General features: G+C 70.1%; 16 protein-coding genes. 12 read left to right on the forward strand and 4 right to left on the reverse strand.

What is annotated here, in order from left to right; genetic code table 11:
* Nucleotide 1 precedes the first annotated feature (1 nt).
* Nucleotides 2–475 (reverse strand): hypothetical protein, encoded by a 474-nt coding sequence (locus ACFSZT_RS23645; protein WP_377383881.1) that lies wholly within the window; start codon nucleotides 473–475, stop codon nucleotides 2–4.
* Nucleotides 476–771: 296 nt separating this feature from the next.
* Between ACFSZT_RS23645 and ACFSZT_RS23650 the strand changes: the two genes are divergently transcribed.
* From ACFSZT_RS23650 to ACFSZT_RS23675, 6 genes are all read left to right on the forward strand, one after another.
* Complete coding sequence (locus tag ACFSZT_RS23650) at nucleotides 772–1,770, forward strand: 2-keto-3-deoxygluconate permease (RefSeq protein WP_377383878.1); 999 nt, start codon at nucleotides 772–774, stop codon at nucleotides 1,768–1,770.
* On the forward strand, nucleotides 1,767–2,969 hold the full coding sequence (locus ACFSZT_RS23655; protein ID WP_377383875.1) for a four-carbon acid sugar kinase family protein: 1,203 nt from the start codon (nucleotides 1,767–1,769) through the stop codon (nucleotides 2,967–2,969). Before ACFSZT_RS23650 ends, ACFSZT_RS23655 begins: the two co-directional genes overlap by 4 nt.
* Complete coding sequence (gene pdxA / locus ACFSZT_RS23660) at nucleotides 2,966–4,012, forward strand: 4-hydroxythreonine-4-phosphate dehydrogenase PdxA (RefSeq protein WP_377383872.1); 1,047 nt, start codon at nucleotides 2,966–2,968, stop codon at nucleotides 4,010–4,012. The genes ACFSZT_RS23655 and pdxA overlap by 4 nt, the downstream gene beginning before the upstream one ends.
* A 9-nt stretch (nucleotides 4,013–4,021) precedes the next feature.
* A complete protein-coding gene (locus ACFSZT_RS23665) occupies nucleotides 4,022–4,858 on the forward strand; it encodes a GntR family transcriptional regulator (RefSeq protein ID WP_377383869.1) in 837 nt (278 codons plus the stop codon).
* A gap of 417 nt (nucleotides 4,859–5,275) precedes the next feature.
* Complete coding sequence (locus tag ACFSZT_RS23670) at nucleotides 5,276–6,376, forward strand: Vgb family protein (protein ID WP_377383867.1); 1,101 nt, start codon at nucleotides 5,276–5,278, stop codon at nucleotides 6,374–6,376.
* Nucleotides 6,377–6,548: 172 nt separating this feature from the next.
* On the forward strand, nucleotides 6,549–7,685 hold the full coding sequence (locus tag ACFSZT_RS23675; protein WP_377383865.1) for a hypothetical protein: 1,137 nt from the start codon (nucleotides 6,549–6,551) through the stop codon (nucleotides 7,683–7,685).
* On the opposite strand, the gene ACFSZT_RS23680 is transcribed toward ACFSZT_RS23675, so the two are convergent.
* Both ACFSZT_RS23680 and ACFSZT_RS23685 read right to left on the reverse strand, forming a co-directional pair.
* The gene (locus tag ACFSZT_RS23680; protein ID WP_377383862.1) at nucleotides 7,682–8,128 is read right to left on the reverse strand and encodes a nuclear transport factor 2 family protein; all 447 of its coding nucleotides are present in this window, start codon (nucleotides 8,126–8,128) and stop codon (nucleotides 7,682–7,684) included. The two genes, ACFSZT_RS23675 and ACFSZT_RS23680, sit on opposite strands and share 4 nt — an antisense overlap.
* An 83-nt stretch (nucleotides 8,129–8,211) precedes the next feature.
* Nucleotides 8,212–9,441, reverse strand: coding sequence for an acetyl-CoA C-acetyltransferase (locus ACFSZT_RS23685; RefSeq protein ID WP_377383859.1), 1,230 nt, complete (start codon nucleotides 9,439–9,441; stop codon nucleotides 8,212–8,214).
* 118 nt (nucleotides 9,442–9,559) lie between these two features.
* Between ACFSZT_RS23685 and ACFSZT_RS23690 the strand changes: the two genes are divergently transcribed.
* The 6 genes from ACFSZT_RS23690 to ACFSZT_RS23715 are packed head-to-tail and all read left to right on the forward strand — an operon-like array spanning nucleotide 9,560 to nucleotide 14,960.
* Nucleotides 9,560–9,961 (forward strand): Zn-ribbon domain-containing OB-fold protein, encoded by a 402-nt coding sequence (locus ACFSZT_RS23690; protein WP_377383857.1) that lies wholly within the window; start codon nucleotides 9,560–9,562, stop codon nucleotides 9,959–9,961.
* A complete protein-coding gene (locus ACFSZT_RS23695) occupies nucleotides 9,958–11,172 on the forward strand; it encodes a thiolase family protein (protein ID WP_377383854.1) in 1,215 nt (404 codons plus the stop codon). Before ACFSZT_RS23690 ends, ACFSZT_RS23695 begins: the two co-directional genes overlap by 4 nt.
* Nucleotides 11,173–12,294 carry a CaiB/BaiF CoA transferase family protein gene (locus ACFSZT_RS23700; RefSeq protein ID WP_377383851.1) on the forward strand — a complete coding sequence of 374 codons (1,122 nt, stop codon included), beginning with the start codon at nucleotides 11,173–11,175 and terminating at the stop codon, nucleotides 12,292–12,294.
* Entirely contained in the window at nucleotides 12,291–13,454 is a 1,164-nt protein-coding gene (locus ACFSZT_RS23705) for an acyl-CoA dehydrogenase family protein (RefSeq protein WP_377383849.1), read from the forward strand. Before ACFSZT_RS23700 ends, ACFSZT_RS23705 begins: the two co-directional genes overlap by 4 nt.
* A 5-nt stretch (nucleotides 13,455–13,459) precedes the next feature.
* Nucleotides 13,460–14,434: an acyl-CoA dehydrogenase family protein gene (locus ACFSZT_RS23710; RefSeq protein ID WP_377383846.1), complete on the forward strand. Its 975-nt coding sequence runs from the start codon at nucleotides 13,460–13,462 to the stop codon at nucleotides 14,432–14,434.
* Nucleotides 14,435–14,450: 16 nt separating this feature from the next.
* Entirely contained in the window at nucleotides 14,451–14,960 is a 510-nt protein-coding gene (locus tag ACFSZT_RS23715; RefSeq protein WP_377383843.1) for a nuclear transport factor 2 family protein, read from the forward strand.
* A 47-nt stretch (nucleotides 14,961–15,007) separates the two neighbouring features.
* Here ACFSZT_RS23715 and ACFSZT_RS23720 read toward each other — a convergent pair whose 3' ends face one another.
* Complete coding sequence (locus ACFSZT_RS23720) at nucleotides 15,008–15,778, reverse strand: enoyl-CoA hydratase/isomerase family protein (RefSeq protein WP_377383841.1); 771 nt, start codon at nucleotides 15,776–15,778, stop codon at nucleotides 15,008–15,010.
* Nucleotides 15,779–15,789: the final 11 nt, after the last annotated feature.

The raw sequence follows: 15,789 nt of genomic DNA on the forward strand, positions 1-15,789 counted from the left end.
CTCACCGTCCCGGCACCCACAACCTCGACGCGGCGGACGGCTCCTTCGGTTCGGGCGCGGCGGTGGCACCCGATGCGGCGGTGGGGCTCGCGCCCGGCGCCGCGGTGGAGCTCGGCGGTGCGGGTGTGCGGTCCAGGTCGTTCGGCTCGGGCTCGGCCTTGCCCGCGACCTCGGACTCCGCGCTCACCTGGCCGAGGCGCAACTGCGCGAGCGCCCGGTCGACCTGCTGGGCGAGCTCGGCCGACACGTACTCACGGCTGTGGCCGGCCACCAGGCCGCCCAGGTCGATCAGCAACCGGGCGTCCCGCCTGCCCAGCTTCACCTGGGCCGCGTTGAGCAGGCTGAAGACCACCTCGGAGACCAGCTGCTCGACCGGTGCGGTGCGCAGCCTGCTGACATACTCGCGGGCCTCGTCCTCGGACATGCCCGGCTGCCCCTGCGATCCGGTGGGCCCCGTCGATTCCGTAGCACTCATCTGGCGACACCTCATCTCATGAGCGATCGAGCGATCTCATGAGCGCCGGTCAGAACCACGACGCGCACCGGAAAGCATAGCCAGCGCGCCGACGGCACGGCCCCGGAATCCGGGCCCCGCGATGTGCCGCGCTCACCGGGTGGCGTACCAAGGACGGTCGGCGTACGGGCGGGTCCGGCCACCCCGCGGGCAGCTCTTCCGTTCGAGCCTCTACTGTGCCATCTTGTCCGTACAACATATACGTACAAGTGCCCGTTCCCCGGCGGGCGCGAGTCGGAGCCGACAAGGAGGCCGGCGTGAACAGTCAGGAGACGTCCCGAGTTCCCCTGTTCGCCACCATGCAACGCATTCCCGGCGGACTCATGCTGATCCCGCTGGTACTCGGCGCACTCATGGGCACGTTCGCGCCCGGCGCCCTGGAGATCGGCAGCTTCACCACCGCCCTGTTCCAGGAGAGCGCGCTGCCGTTCATCGCGCTGCTCATCTTCGCGACGGGCACCCAGGTCAGCGCCCGCACCGGCGGGCCCATCCTGGCCACCGCGGGCACGCTGCTGCTGGCCAAGAGCCTGATCCCGGCCGGCCTCGTCGTGGCGCTCGGACTCGTGGTCGGTCTGGACGGCGTGTTCGGGATCTCGCTGCTCGCGCTGCTCGCGGCCGTCGACAACAGCAACGGCGGCCTGTGGCTCGCCTTCACCGGCCAGTACGGCGACGAGCGCGACCGCGGTGCCTACCTCGCCAGCGCCGTCAACGACGGTCCGTTCCTCACCCTGCTCTTCCTGGGCGCCTCCGGCCTCGGCGACATCCCCGTGCTGGCGCTCGTGGCCGCGATCGTGCCGTTCCTGCTGGGCGTGCTCGTCGGCAACATCGACGCCCAGTGGCGCCGGATCGTCCAGCCGGTGCCCAACATCGTGATCCCGTTCTTCGCGTTCGCGCTCGGCACGGACATCGACCTCGGCGACATCGTCACCGGTGGCCTCAGCGGTCTCGTGCTCGGGCTGATCGTCGCGCCGGTCACCGGCCTGCTCGTCTACCTCGGCTACCGGGTGCTGCTGCGCCGCGGCGCCATGTCCGGCATCGGCTTCGCCGCGGGCACCACGGCGGGCAACGCGATCGCCACCCCCGCCGTGGTGGCGGCCGCCGACCCGCGGTTCCAGGAGTTCGTCGGCACCGCCACCGCGCAGGTCGCCGCTTCGGCACTGGTGACGGCGATCGTCGCGCCGGCCATCGCCGCGTTCGTGCTCAAGCGCTCCGGTGCGCTCAAGCAGACCGAGACGGCCCCGGCGGCACAACCGTGACCGGCCAGGACGTGGTGATCATCGCCGACGACGTCACCGGAGCCGGCGACACCGCGGTGCAGTTCTCGAACGCGGGCTGGACGGCCGAGCTGAAGCTGCGCAGTGGTGAGAGCGACGCCCAGGTCGTCGCGGTGAGCACCGACTCCCGGCCCTGCTCCGACGCGGACGCCGCCGCCCGGGTGCGTGAGGCCGCGAAGGACCTGCTCCGTGGTGACGGCACCCGTGTGTTCAAGAAGATCGACTCGACCGTGCGCGGCCCGATCCGCGCGGAGATCGACGCGCTGCTGGACGTTCTCGGCCCAGGCACCACCGCCGTCGTCTGTCCCGCGTTCCCGGGCGTGGGCCGCACGGTCGTGGACGGCAGCCTGCTCGTCGACGGCCGGCCCGTGAGCGAGACGTCCGCGGGCACGGACCCGGTGACACCCGTGACGCAGAGCCACGTCCCGACGCTGCTCGGCGCTCCCCTGGTGCGGCTCGACCCGGACGGGTCACCGGCGGCCTGGGCGCGCCGGCTTCGCGACGCGGGCCGGGTCGTGGTGGTGGACGCCGAGACCGACGCCGACCTCGACCGCGTCGCGCGGGCCGTGGCGGAGCTCGGTGAGAGCGCCCTCCCGGTCGGCGCCGGCGGCCTGGCCGGTGCCCTCGCGCACCACTGGCGCCCGAGCGAGCGGTCCCGCACGGTGCTCGTCGTTGTCACCAGCCTGCACAGTGCCGCGCGCGAGCAGGCTCGGGCGCTCGCCGGGACCGGCGCCACCTGCCACGAGCCCACGGCACGGCAGCTGCTCGACGAGGGCGAATGGAGCTCGTTCTCGGCCGAGGTACTCGCGTCGGCCGCCGGGCAGCCGGACACGCTGCTGCTCAGCGCACCCGAGCGGGCGGACGAGGCCGTGCCGCCCGCCCTGGTGGCGCGGCGCCTCGCCGACGTGGCCGCGCGCGTGGTGCGTGCCACCGGCCCGGCCGGGCTCGTGGTGACCGGCGGCGACGGCGCGCGTGCCCTGCTGGACCACCTCGACGGCACCGGCATCCGCCTGCACGGCGACGGCCCGGGCGGCCAGGCCGGGCCGGGTGTGGCGCTCGGCACGCTCGTCGGCGGCTGGGCGGCCGGATTGCCGGTCGCGACCAAGGCAGGGGGCTTCGGCGACCCCGACGTGTTGATCAAGGCCGCGGACGCGGTACGAGAGAAAAGGAGCGTGCGTTGAACCAGCCGCAGGTGCCCACCCTTGCCCTCACGCTGGGGGACGTCGCCGGGATCGGACCCGAGATCACGGCCCGCACCCTGCTCGAGCACGACGACCTGCGCGAGGTGTGCCGCCCGGTGGTGATCGGGGACGCCGACGCCCTCCGCCGCGCGGTCCGCGAGGTGCTCGGCGGCGACCCCGCCGTCGTGCGCGTCGTCGACACGCCGGACGACGCCACCAACGACCCGCGCACGATCGAGGTCGTCCAGGAGGGCCCGTCGCTCGGTCACGTTCCCTACGGCGAGCTCAGCGCCGAGGCCGGTGATGGCGCGGCGCGGTTCGTGATGCGGGCGTGCGCCCTGGCGCGTGCGGGGCAGGTCGACGGAATCGTCACCGCCCCGCTGAACAAGGCCGCCATGCACGCGGGCGGCCACAACTGGCCCGGCCACACCGAGTTGCTGGCCCACGAGTTCGGCGTGCAGAACTTCAGCCTCGTGCTCTCCGCAGGCGAGCTGTACTTCTTCCACCTCACCACACACGTGTCCCTGCGGGACGCGATCGAGGGCGTCACCCCGGAACGCAGCGACAACGTGCTGCGCCTGGTGGGCTCGTTCGCGCGGGCGCTGGGCAAGGAGGACGAGCCGATCGGCGTCGCCGGGCTGAACCCGCACGCCGGGGAGAACCGGCTCTTCGGCGACGAGGACGCCGACGTGCTCGCACCGGCCGTCGAGCGGGCCAAGGCGGCCGGGATCAACGCCGTCGGCCCCCTGCCCGCCGACGCGCTCGTGCCGGCGGCCGTGCGCGGGAACTGGCGATTCGTCATCGTCTGCTACCACGACCAGGGACACGCCCCCTTCAAGGCGGTCTACGGTGACGACGGCGTGAACATCACCGTCGGCCTGCCGGTGGTGCGGGTGTCGGTCGACCACGGCACGGCGTTCGACATCGCGGGTAAGGGCGTCGCGCGCGAGGCCAGCCTGGTGCTCGCCACCCGCCGGGCCGCCGAGCTCGCGCCCGGCTGGCACCAGGTGTGGGAGACCGCCCGGGCCGGCGCGGCCTCGTAGACTCCCGCCATGGGCGTCGACCGGAGGGGCTCGCGGCCCCTGCACCAACAGGTGGCGCAGGCTCTGCGGCAGGAGATCCTCGGCCACGACCTGCCACCCGGCGCGGCGCTGCCCAGCGAGGCCGCGCTGTGCGAACGGTTCGGTGTCGCCCGCAGCGTCGTGCGCCAGGCCGTCGCCGGGCTCGCCGCCGACGGCCTGGTCATCCGCAGGCAGGGCAGGCCCACGGTCGTCGCCCCGCCTGCCGAGTACCGCAGGCTCGTGCAGCGGGCGACGGGCCTGTTCGAGCAGTTCGCCCGGCGCGGCCAGGAGCTTCGGACAACCGTGCGCCGGTTGTGCCCGGCCGAACCGCCCGCGCCCGCACGCGCGTTCCTCGGTACCGCCGACACGCTGCAGCTCGAACGGGTACGGCTCGTCGACGGCGACCCGCTGTCCTACGTCCGCACCTGGCTGCCCGCCGAGCGCGTACCCGGGCTGCGCCCCGAGGACCTGACCGACGCGTCGCTGCACCAGCTCCTGACCACGGCGTACGGCCTGCGCCCGGTCCGGGGCCGCCGCCAGGTGCGTGCCGTCGCGGCCGACGACATGCTGGCCGAGGCCCTGCACACCGAGCCGGGCGGGCCGCTGCTGCTGCTCGAGGGCGGCACCACCGACCAGGACGACCGGCCGCTGGAATGGTTCACCGCCTGGCACCGCGCCGACCGGGTGGTGTTCGACATCGACGTGTCGGACACGGTCGAGACGGTGCGCATCGACGCACCCCGCGACGAGGCCGGTGAGCCCCCGGGTCCGGTCGACCTGGCCCGCGCCCGGGACCTCGTGGCCGAGCTGGGTCGGGTGCTCGGCTGAGCACGGCGGGTTCGGGCGCGCGACCGAGTGCTCTGCGCCGGCCAATGCCGCCGCGACGCGATGACCTTCCCACCCTTTGCACCGCACGAGCCCCGGCGCGCCGCCGGACGCGGGCTCCCGTGTGCTACCGACGCCGGACCCCACCACACGCAGGGTGACGAGTAGTGCACCACCTGACTACTCACAGTCTGCCGACAACACTCGATCCGGTCACCAGATCACCTGAATGTTGTCTTGTCGGTAATTGATCCATAGAGTTTCTGCGCTGGGTCGCAGTGTCTGTCCCGCAACGAAGCGGTCTGCCAACCCGGCCGAGCGGAAAGGAGTCCAATGGTGGTCTCAACAAGAACGCTGCCAGCTGGCATGCGGCGACGCTGGAAACGTTCAGCGACAGCGCTGGCGGCAGCGACCGCACTCATGGCACTGAGTGCGGTACCTCCGGCCGTAGCGGAGGACAGCACGACCTCCCCCATCACGGAGTACGGCCCCATACCCGCGCAGCTGCCGATCGGCGGCGTGTGCGAAGTCGAATCCGATGGCAAGGGCAAGCTGTGGATCGAGCAGTACCTCAGCAGCGAGATCACGTCGTACGACCTCGAGACCGGTGAATACAAGAGCTATCCGACGCCACAGCCACTCTCCGTTCCCGGTGGTATGGACAAAGACCACGAGGGTCACTTCTGGATGACGGGCGTCACCAACAACAGCGTCATCCGGATCGACACCCGCGACGGCAGCTACAAGCAGTGGCCGTTGCCGTGGGGGAACGCTCTCAACACGACTGTTGGCGCGACCCCGTTGAATGTCGGCACCTCCCTGTCCAACGACGTCGCATGGGGTCCCGACAACGCATTGTGGATGACTCTCGGGGGACACAACGCGATCGGCCGGTTCGATCCGGAGACGGAGACGTTCAGCAAGTTCCCGGTCCCCGGCGAAGTTCTCGGCCACGTGCATTCCTTGTTCGGCATCATCAAGCCAGGACCCGGCCGTACCGTCATCTTCAACATGCCGCAGATGAACAAGGTCGGGATGATCGACGTCGACACCAAGGAGATCAAACAGTTCGAGATGCCGACACCACTGTCCTGGCCGACCGGCATCCGCACCGCGCGCGACGGCACCATCTGGGTCGGTGAAGGATTCGGCATGGCCCTGGCGAGGATCAACCCGGAAACCGGCCAGGTGAAGGAATATCCCCTGCTGAGCATGGACGGGGTGCGGTCGAGCCTGCGCAAACAACTGGAGTCGGGAAGTCTCGGAAACCCGCTTCCCATGCTCGGACCGGTCGTCGAGGGCCAGGACGGGAACATCTACGGAATGGTCGCGTTCGCCAGTCCGGCGACTCTCGGCAACCAGGTGCTGAAGTTCGATCCGAGGACCGGGAAGGCCGAGATGTGGCCGACACCGTCGCACGCCTCCTATCCCTGTGACATCAACCCAGATGAGCACGGCCGGCTGTGGTTCGGCGAGCTGGTCTCCCAGAAGATGGGCCGGATCGACGTTCCCGCCGACTGAGGGCGCACTTTGTGACGATCCGCGCCTCGCCGCCAGCCGGCGAGGCGCGGTTTCGGTTGTGGGGCAACGACACTGCCGCACGGCGGCAAGCACCGCCGCTCCCATTGCGGCGAGACACGTGCCCACTTACTCTAGTCCTAGACATTCTTCCTAGTACTGGGAGCGACCTGCCATGCATTTCGGACACCCCGACCTGTGCGACCTCGACGAAGCGGTGCTCCACCAGACTCCGTTCCCGATGCGCCACGCGGCGACGTCCGACGTGCGTTTCTTCGACAGGTACTGGCTCAGCGCCGCGGATCCGCACGGCAAGGCCGCGTTCATCGCCGGGCTCGGGGTCTACAAGAACACGGGCAGCTGCGACGGATACATCGCGATTCAGTCCGGAACCCGGCAGCACAACGCACGGTTCGCGCGCCCGCTGGACGACGACCGGGACACCATGACGGTGGGCGACATCCGGATCAGCGTCGAGGAGCCGTTCCGCCGGATCCGGCTGGTCGCCGAGCCGGTGTCCAGCCCGCTCGCCGCCGACCTCACCTGGACGTCGTCGTTTCCACCGCACCTGGAGGCGCACCACTTCGACGCGCCCGCAGGCCGCACCATGCAGGACATGACACGCTACGACCAGGTCGGCCGCTGGAACGGCTGGATCGACCACGGCGACGGACGCATCGAGGTCGACAACTGGTGGGGAGCCCGCGATCACTCGTGGGGATTACGGCCGGGGGTCGGCGGATTCGAGAAGTCCCACGGCGACCCCAGCATGAAGGCGGACATGCCCACAGCTCCCCGGAAGTCCATGCTGCACCTCGTCCTCTTCGCCGAGGCCGGTGACAACTTCCTGGCGCTGCAGTATCGCGAGAACGCCGAGGGCAGGCGGCTGGCACTGGACGGTGAACTGATCGGCCGCGACGGCGTGCGACGACGCGTGGGTGACCTCGATGCCGACATCACCTTCGTCGAGGGCAGCAGGGCCTACAGCCACGTCAAGCTCGACGTGACGATGGAAGACGGCACCTCCCTCGCCGTCGAGGCGGAGCCGCTGATGCACGCGTGGGCATATTCGGGAACCGGTTACGACGGCGGATACCGGGACGGCCGCGGGCTCGGCGCCTGGCGGGGCACCCTCGCCGAGTACGACGTGTATGAGTACGTCCCGCCGGAAGGAGTCCTGCTCGACGGCCGGCCGGTACAGCCGGGCCACCGCGAGCAACCGGTCACTGTCTCGATCGACGGAGCACCCGGCATGGGGCACTGCCCCATCATCACCCGCGGCACCCTTCCTCGGCGTGGTGTCGGTGGCTAGAACTTCTCGAGCTTGATCCGGTTCAGCGTCAATCGCGAGATCCGCCAGCTCCCGTCGTCCTTGCGGTACTCCTCGTGGTAGTGCCCGTAGCCGACAAAGGACGGCAGGGCGTTGCCGATCGACGTCTCGATCAGGTCGACCATCGACCAGATACCGCGCGCGTGCGTGGCAGCCGGGCCATCGACGATCTCGATCTCGGGCATGTGACCGTGGTGCGCGGTCAGCGCGTCGCCGTAGTGCCGGCGCGTGGCCGCCACCAGCTCGTCGCGGTCACGGGGTCGCTGTGACGAACCTTCGATGTCGATGACCACATCGGGCGTGAACAGCTCGCCGAAGTCATCCCAGCGCTTCTCGTCAACGAAGCGGAAGTATCGCGCCTTGAGCTGTTTGATCTCTTCGATCGCCACCAGCCATGTCACCAGGTCTCGCAGGTTTTCACTCATGATGCGCACGGCAGCCGATCCGGGTGAAGTGCTCCGGGACACGAATATCGAGCGCGCGAGTACAACTCCATCGCAGTCATCCGCTACACCCGCTCGATGATCGTCGCCGTGCCCATGCCGCCTCCGGTGCACATGGTGACCAGGCCGACCGTCTTGTCCCGGCGCTCCAGCTCGTCCAGCACGGTCTGGAACAGCATCGCGCCGGTGGCGCCGATTGGGTGGCCGAGCGCGATGGCGCCGCCGTTGACGTTGACGCGGTCCTCGTCGATGGCGAGGTCGCGCATCACCTTGAGCGGAATCGCGGCGAAGGCCTCGTTGATCTCCCACAGGTCCACGTCGCCGACGGTCATTCCCGCCTTGTCCAGGCACTTGCGCGATGCCGGCCCGGGAGCGGTGAGCATGATGACGGGCTCCGCACCCGCCACGGCACCGGCGACGATCCTCGCCCGCGGCTTGAGCCCGTGTGCCTTGGCGAACTCGGGCGAGCTCAGCAGCAGAGCGCCCGCACCGTCGACGACGCCCGAGGAGTTGCCGGCGTGGTGCACGTGGTCGATCTCGTCGACGCCCGGGTAGACCTTCGCGCACATCTGGTCGTAGGACAGGCCCTCCGGTTCCCGGATCTTGGCGCCGGCCCGCGCGAATGACGGCGGGAGCGCGCTGAGTGACTCCACCGTGGTACCCGGCCGCGGATGCTCGTCGTGATCGAGGGCGACCTGTCCGTCAGCACCGCGGACGCCGACAATGCTCCGGTCGAACCGGCCGTCGGCGATGGCGGCGGCGGCCAGTCGTTGGCTCCGCGCAGCGAACGCGTCGACCGCCTGCCGATCGAACTTCTCCAGCGTCGCGATCAGGTCCGCCGAGATTCCCTGGGGCACCAGCGGGTAGCGGTCCCGAAGCTTCGCGTTACCGGCGTCGAGGGGAGCACCGAACCCGGCACCGTAGCGGGACATGCTCTCGACGCCACCCGCGATGACCACATCCTGCCACCCGGACTGGATCCCCATGGCGGCGAACATCACAGCCTGCTGGCCGGACCCGCAGAACCGGTTCAGGGTCACCCCGGGCACGTCGATCGGCCAGCCGGCCGCCAGGACGGCCATCCGGGCGATGTCGTTGGCGTGGTCACCGTTGTGGTCACCGTTGCCCATGACCACATCCTCCACCAGGGCCGGATCGATCCCGGAGCGCTCGCCGAGCGCTAGCAGTACCTGGGCGAGCAGCTCTTGCGGGTGGAACTCGTGCAGGCCGCCGGTCGGCTTGCCCTTGCCCCGAGGGGTGCGTACGCCGTCGATGATCCACGCTTCTCGCGTCATTTCCGAACAACCTCCCGCCGGTGCCGAGCACCCGCATCGATGGACAGTCGAGCCTCCGCCTGTTTACTCTATAGCAGTATCATTGATTACTAGAGTATCGAGCCGGATTGGGCGCGGAATGGCACAGCAGATCCCCATCGTCGACTACCTGGTGCTCGACCCACCACACCTCGAAGCACACGAGTGCAGCTCGTGTTCGTCGCTGTACTTCGACCGCCGAAACGCCTGCGCGAAGTGCGGCGGCACCGAGTTCGGCCGCCGAGCGCTGGCCAACGACGGCGAGGTGCGGGCCTTCACGATCGTCCATCGAGCGGCTCCCTCGGTCCCGGCGCCCTACACCTCGGTCGTCGTCGATCTGGATGGCGGTGGCGTGGTCAAGGCCAATCTGCTCGACGTGACCGACCCGGAAGAGATCGTGCCCCGACTACCGGTGTCCCTGGACACCTTCGTCGCCGGGGTCGACGACGACGGCGTCGAGGCGATCGGCTTCGGGTATCGCATGCGGAAGGACATCTCATGAGCTCGGGTGACGTCTGGATCATCGGAACCGCGATGACCAGGTTCGGCCGTTTCGCGGACAAGGACCTGCTCGACCTTGCCGCCGAGGCGTCGCTAGGCGCCTTGCGCGACGCCGACATGGGCATCAGCAGCATCGGCGCACTCGCCCTCGGCAACGTCTACGAGGCGAACTCCCACAACGGCCAGCGGCTGCAGAAGCAGATCGGGCAAACCGGGATCCCGGTCTACAACGTGGTCAACGCCTGCGCCACCGGAGCCACGGCCGTCCGCGTCGCCATGCTGTCGATCGCCGCCGGGGAAGCCGAGACCGCCTTGGCGGTCGGCGTCGAGAAGATGGGCAAGATGGGCCTGCTCGGCGGCGCTGCGAAGAAGCGCGACGCCAAGAAGCAGTTCGAGCCCAAGGGCCGCTACGGCAACGTGCTCAAGACCGAAGGCGTGCTCGGGACCGGCCTCATGCCGGGGGTGTTCGCGCAGGCGGGGACGGAGTACGCACTCCGGCACGGCGTGACGGCGACCCAGTTCGCCCGGGTCGCGCAGAAGAACCACGCCCACTCCGTGCTCAACCCGCTCGCGCAGTACCGCAAGGAGTTCTCGCTCCGCGAGATCTTGAACGCCGAGGTCATCGCCTACCCCAACACGCTGCCGATGTGCTGTCCGACCGGCGACGGCGCCGCCGCGGTGGTCCTGGTCTCCGACGCGAAGCTCAAGACGCTCGACCCCGACGTCCGCAAACGTGCCGTCAAGGTGTCCGCGTCGGTCCTCACCTCCGACCCGTGGACCGAGGGTGGGCAGGTGCAGCCCGACGTCAACACGCTGACCCGTAACGCGGCCGACGCGGCCTACGACCAGGCAGGCGTCGGGCCCGACGACCTCGACCTTGTCGAGTTGCACGACTGCTTCGCGACGGCGGAACTGATCCACTACGACAACCTCCGGCTGTGCGAGCCGGGCGGCGCCGGGGACTTCATCGACTCCGGTGCGCCCTGGCGCGAGGGCAAGATCCCGGTCAACGTGTCCGGTGGCCTGCTGTCCAAGGGGCACCCGATCGGTGCCACCGGCATCGCCAACCTCTACGAGGTCACCACACACCTGCGGGGCGAGGCGGGTGACCGGCAGATCGAGGGCGCTCGAGTCGGCCTCACGCACGTCATCGGCCTCGCCTCGGCGTGCGCGGTGCACATCCTCGAAGCCAGGCCGACGGGGGTGGCGTGAGTGGGTCCCCTCGAGGGCGTCCGGGTCGTCGAGATCGCCAGCGCGGCCCCCGCGCCGTTCGCCTGTATGGTGCTCGCCGACCTCGGCGCCGAGGTGCTGCGCGTCGACCGGGCCACCCGGCGCCGTGCCCGCGCGGCCGACCCGCTGGCCCGGGGACGCCGCGTCGTCGCCGTCGATCTCAAGGCCCCGGAGGGACCTGCGGTGGTCAAGCGCCTCGCCGAGCGCGCCGATGTGCTGGTCGAGGGCTTCCGGCCGGGTGTCGCGGAGCGGCTCGGAATCGGCCCGGAGGACTGCCACGCCCTCAATCCGCGGCTGATCTACGGGCGGATGACCGGGTGGGGCCAGACGGGTCCGCTCGCCGACCGCGCCGGGCACGACATCAACTACATCTCGCTCGCCGGTGCGCTCGAACCGATCGGGCCGGCTGAGCAGCCCCCGGTGCCGCCGTTGAACCTCGTCGGCGACTTCGGAGGCGGCGGCCTGCTGCTGGCTTTGGGCATCGTCGCCGCCCTGCACGAGCGGCATCGTTCGGGCCGCGGCCAAGTGGTCGACGCGGCCATGGTCGACGGAGCTGCGCTGCTGACGGCCTGGATGCACGGCCAGCGGGCCGCCGGTGACTGGACCACGGACCGTGGCAGGAACCTCCTCGACGGTGGCGCACCGTTCTACGCCACCTACGAGACCGCCGACGGCAAGTACGTCAGCGTCGGGGCCCTGGAGCGCCGGTTCTACGCCCAGCTGCTGGCCGGTCTGCAGCTGGATCCCGAGCACCTGCCCGCCCAGTACGACCAGTCCGGCTGGCCGGAGCTACGGGCCAGGATCGGTGCGGCGTTCCGGGAGCGAACGCGCGACGAGTGGGAAGCGGTCTTCGCCGGCACGGACGCGTGCGTGACACCGGTCCTCACGCCGGAGGAGGCCGTGCGCCACCCGCACATGCGCGCCCGCGACGCCTTCGTCGAGGTCGACGGCCTCCCGCAGCCGGCGCCCGCGCCGAGGTTCTCCCGCACGCCGGGCACCGTGGCCGAGCCGGTCGAGGAAACGTCCGCCATGGCGACGCTCGCGGAGTGGGGCTTCACCCAGGCCGAGGTGTCGGAGCTCAACGAGAAAGGTGCGGTCGCATGACGGCTGTTGCCGAAGGAGGAGTCGCCGGGCTCGCGAACGCGGCCGTGGACCAGGTGCGAGCCGCGTTCCAGCAGTGGCTCGCCGACAACGCGGACAAGCTTGCACCGTTCCGGCACCTGAGCACCGAGGTGGACGAGGTGTTCGCGGCGCTCTCGCGGCTTCAGCGGCTCCTGTACTCGGCGGGCTGGATCAGGCTGGGCTGGCCGGCAGAGGTCGGCGGCCTCGGAGGCCCACTCGCGCTGCGTGCGGTGGTCAGCGAGGAGCTCGCCGCCGCCGGGTATCCGCCGCCGTTCTCGTTCGGTACGCAGGAGGTGCTGGGCCCGGCCGTGGCTCGCTTCGCGCCACCGGAACTGGCAGCCGAAGCGCTGCCCCGATTGCTGCGGGGTGACGAGACCTGGTGCCAGGGGTTCTCCGAGCCGGGCGCGGGCAGTGACTTGGGTTCCCTGCGGTTGCGTGCGGTGGACGAAGGTGACGCGTGGCGCGTCAACGGCGAGAAGATCTGGACGAGCTGGGCGCAGTTCGCCGATCGCTGTGTGCTGCTCACGCGGACGGGACCGCCCGAGTCGGCGCACAAAGGCATCACGGCGCTGTTCCTGGACATGGACTCCCCCGGCATCGAAGTCCGGCCGTTACGCAGCATGAACGGCGACGACGAGTTCTGCAGCCTGTACTTCGACGACGTCCTCGTGCCCAAATCCCGCACGCTCGGCGAGGTGAACGGCGGCTGGGCGGTCGCGATGTTCGTCCTGGGTTGCGAGCGCGGCGCCGCGGCCTGGCAACGGCAGGCATGGATGCGCTGGCGGCTCGGGACGCTCGTGACCGACGCCCCGTCGGTCTCCGATGTCACCGCGGGCGAAGCTTTCGCCTTGGTGCACTGCCTGCGGCTGCTCTCCCGCCGCACCGTACGGTCGCTCTCCGCCGGTGAGCAGGTGGGCGTGCAGCCGTCGTTCGACAAGCTCATGATGTCCACGGCGGAGAAGTTCCTCTTCGACACCGCGCTGCACAGCGCGCCCGAGACCCTCCTGCTGAGCGAGGACGGGCCGGCGCGCGACTGGCGCAGCGACTACCTCTACTCGCGGGCGTCGTCCATCTACGGCGGCGCAGCGGAGATCCAGCGCAACATCATCGCCGAGCGGGTGCTCGGCCTTCCGAGGGACTGAGGAACGTGGACACCGACGAGAAAGCACTGCTCCGCGAGACCCTGGACGGAATCATCGGGGACACCCGGCCCGAGCGGCTGGACGAGGCCCTGGCCGAATTCGGGTGGCCAGAACTGCTCGACGACGAACCCGCGGTCGCCGTGTCCCTGCTGCTCGAGCTCCAGGGCCGGCACCTCGCCACGACGTCGGCATTGGACGTCACCATGGCTCGCGCCGCAGGTGCGGACGATGCCGCTGTCATGCACCCGGCACCGGGCAGTGCGATGCCCTCCAGCACGGCGACCACGACCTCGACGGGGATCCGCCTCGACGTCCACGGCATGGTCGCGGCCCGCGCACACGAGCCGAGCCGCGTGCTCGTGCCGGCCACGCTCGACGGGCAGGCTGTCCTCGTCCACACGGACTGGCACGGCGCCTGGCCGGCCACGGGCACGGGCATCGAACCCACGGCGGGCTGGGCGACGCTCACCGCGACGCTGGAGGTCGACAGGTCCGATGTCATCGGCGGCCCGACGGCCTGGCGCGCGCTCCGGGCGGCCGGGCATCGGGCTCTCGCCCATGAGATGGTCGGCCTCGGCACCGTGATGCTCGAGCTGGCCGTGGACCACGTCGGCTCTCGTACCCAGTTCGGCCGCCCACTCGGCAGTTTCCAGGCGGTCAAGCACAAACTGGCCGACGTCCGGCTGTGGCAGGAATGCGCGGTCCTCGCGACCGACGCCGCGTGGGAACCCACCGACGACCACGAGGCCGCGACGGCGGCCACGGTCGCCAAGGTGACCGCGAACCGCTTCACCCAGGCGGCTCGGCACCATTGCCAGCAGGTGCTGGGCGGCATGGGTTTCACCTGGGAACACGACTTCCACCGGTACCTGAAGCGCGCACTGCTGCTCGAGCCCCTACTCGGCAGCACCGAGTCGCTGCACGTCGAACTGGGCGCGCAGCTGCGGGCGGGTTCCCTTCCCCGGCTGGCGATGCTCTGAGCGGAAAGGCAGAAGCATGGTGCAGTACGACCTCGCGAGTGCGGACCTTCGCGCGCTCGCCGACCGGCTGGCACGTCTCGAAGCCGTCGAAGAGATCAAACAGCTGAAGGCGCGGTACTTTCGCTACGTCGACCTGCACTGGTGGGACGAGCTGCGCGCCCTTTTCACCGACGACGCCGAGTTCGACATCGGTGAGTCGTCCTCACAGCCGTCCACTCCGGACGAGTTCATCGCGTCGATCAGCCGGCATCTGACGGACGCGATGACCGTTCATCACGGGCACATGCCGGAAATCGAGATCCTCGACGACACGCACGCACGCGGCGTCTGGGCGATGTACGACCTGGTGGAGCCGCCGTCGGACAGCCGGTTTCCGGTGCTCACGGGATTCGGTCACTACACCGAGGACTACCGCAGGATCGACGGGCACTGGCGGATCAGCCGGCTGCGCCTCACACGGCTGCGACGGTCGATCGACGGCGAGGTCGTCGAGGGCGCGGATGTGAACGGTCGCAGGCCGTTCTGACGCGCGGTGGTGGCGTCGCGGCCTCCCACGACGCCACCCGGCCCGTGCTAGCTCGCCGACTCGCGGAACCGCGCCGGGCGGCGCTGCAGGAATGCCCGCATGCCTTCCTTGGCCTCGGCCGACGAGAAGCTGAACGCCTGCGCCAGACTCTCGGTCTCGACCGCCTCGGAAAACGAGGACTCGTAGGCCTTGTTGAGTTCCTTCTTCATGACCGACAGCGCGAGGGCCGGGCCGTCGGCCAGTGTCCGTGCCCACTCGTCGACGGTCTTGTCCAGGTCCTCGTCCGGCACGGTCAGGTTCACCAGACCGAGCCGCTCCGCCTCCGCGCCGGACACTCGCCGGGAGAAGAACACCAGCTCCTTCGCCTTGGCGAGCCCGACCAGCCTCGGCAGGATCCAGGATCCGCCACCGTCCAGGGTCAGCCCGCGCTCGGCGAAGATCTCCCCGAACACAGCGCTTTCCCCGGCGACGGTCAAATCGCCCGCGAAGGCGAGATTGCAGCCGAAGCCGACAGCCGGACCCGCGACCTTGGCGATCACCGGCTTGGGCATCTCGTGGAGCAGGGTCACGACCTGGCCGACGCGTCGCATGAACGGCAACTCGTCCGGTGCCACCGACTCCGCGAGGTCCATCCCCGAGCAGAACGCTCCGCCCGCACCGGTCAGCACGACCGCGCGGTCGTGCGCGTTGCCCGCGATGTGTTCGAGTTCCCGGACGAGCTCCTCGATGAGCGGCCAGGTGACGCCGTTGCGTCGCTTCGGACGGTTCAACGTCACCGTGACCACGCCGTCCGCGCGGTCGACGAGCAGGTCCGCCATTCGTGCCTCCC

This window comes from Prauserella oleivorans, from assembly GCF_042685745.1.
Lineage (GTDB): Bacteria > Actinomycetota > Actinomycetes > Mycobacteriales > Pseudonocardiaceae > Prauserella_A > Prauserella_A oleivorans.

What these genes read in the sequence shown, in the direction of transcription:
- ACFSZT_RS23680 (WP_377383862.1), bottom strand. Translation starts at nt 8,128, where the DNA reads ATGAGTGAAAACCTGCGAGACCTGGTGACATGGCTGGTGGCGATCGAA.
- ACFSZT_RS23720 (WP_377383841.1), bottom strand. Translation starts at nt 15,778, where the DNA reads ATGGCGGACCTGCTCGTCGACCGCGCGGACGGCGTGGTCACGGTGACG.
- ACFSZT_RS23690 (WP_377383857.1), top strand. Translation starts at nt 9,560, where the DNA reads ATGGCACAGCAGATCCCCATCGTCGACTACCTGGTGCTCGACCCACCA.
- ACFSZT_RS23675 (WP_377383865.1), top strand. Translation starts at nt 6,549, where the DNA reads ATGCATTTCGGACACCCCGACCTGTGCGACCTCGACGAAGCGGTGCTC.
- ACFSZT_RS23670 (WP_377383867.1), top strand. Translation starts at nt 5,276, where the DNA reads ATGGCACTGAGTGCGGTACCTCCGGCCGTAGCGGAGGACAGCACGACC.
- ACFSZT_RS23695 (WP_377383854.1), top strand. Translation starts at nt 9,958, where the DNA reads ATGAGCTCGGGTGACGTCTGGATCATCGGAACCGCGATGACCAGGTTC.
- ACFSZT_RS23715 (WP_377383843.1), top strand. Translation starts at nt 14,451, where the DNA reads ATGGTGCAGTACGACCTCGCGAGTGCGGACCTTCGCGCGCTCGCCGAC.
- ACFSZT_RS23705 (WP_377383849.1), top strand. Translation starts at nt 12,291, where the DNA reads ATGACGGCTGTTGCCGAAGGAGGAGTCGCCGGGCTCGCGAACGCGGCC.
- ACFSZT_RS23665 (WP_377383869.1), top strand. Translation starts at nt 4,022, where the DNA reads ATGGGCGTCGACCGGAGGGGCTCGCGGCCCCTGCACCAACAGGTGGCG.
- ACFSZT_RS23685 (WP_377383859.1), bottom strand. Translation starts at nt 9,441, where the DNA reads ATGACGCGAGAAGCGTGGATCATCGACGGCGTACGCACCCCTCGGGGC.
- ACFSZT_RS23645 (WP_377383881.1), bottom strand. Translation starts at nt 475, where the DNA reads ATGAGTGCTACGGAATCGACGGGGCCCACCGGATCGCAGGGGCAGCCG.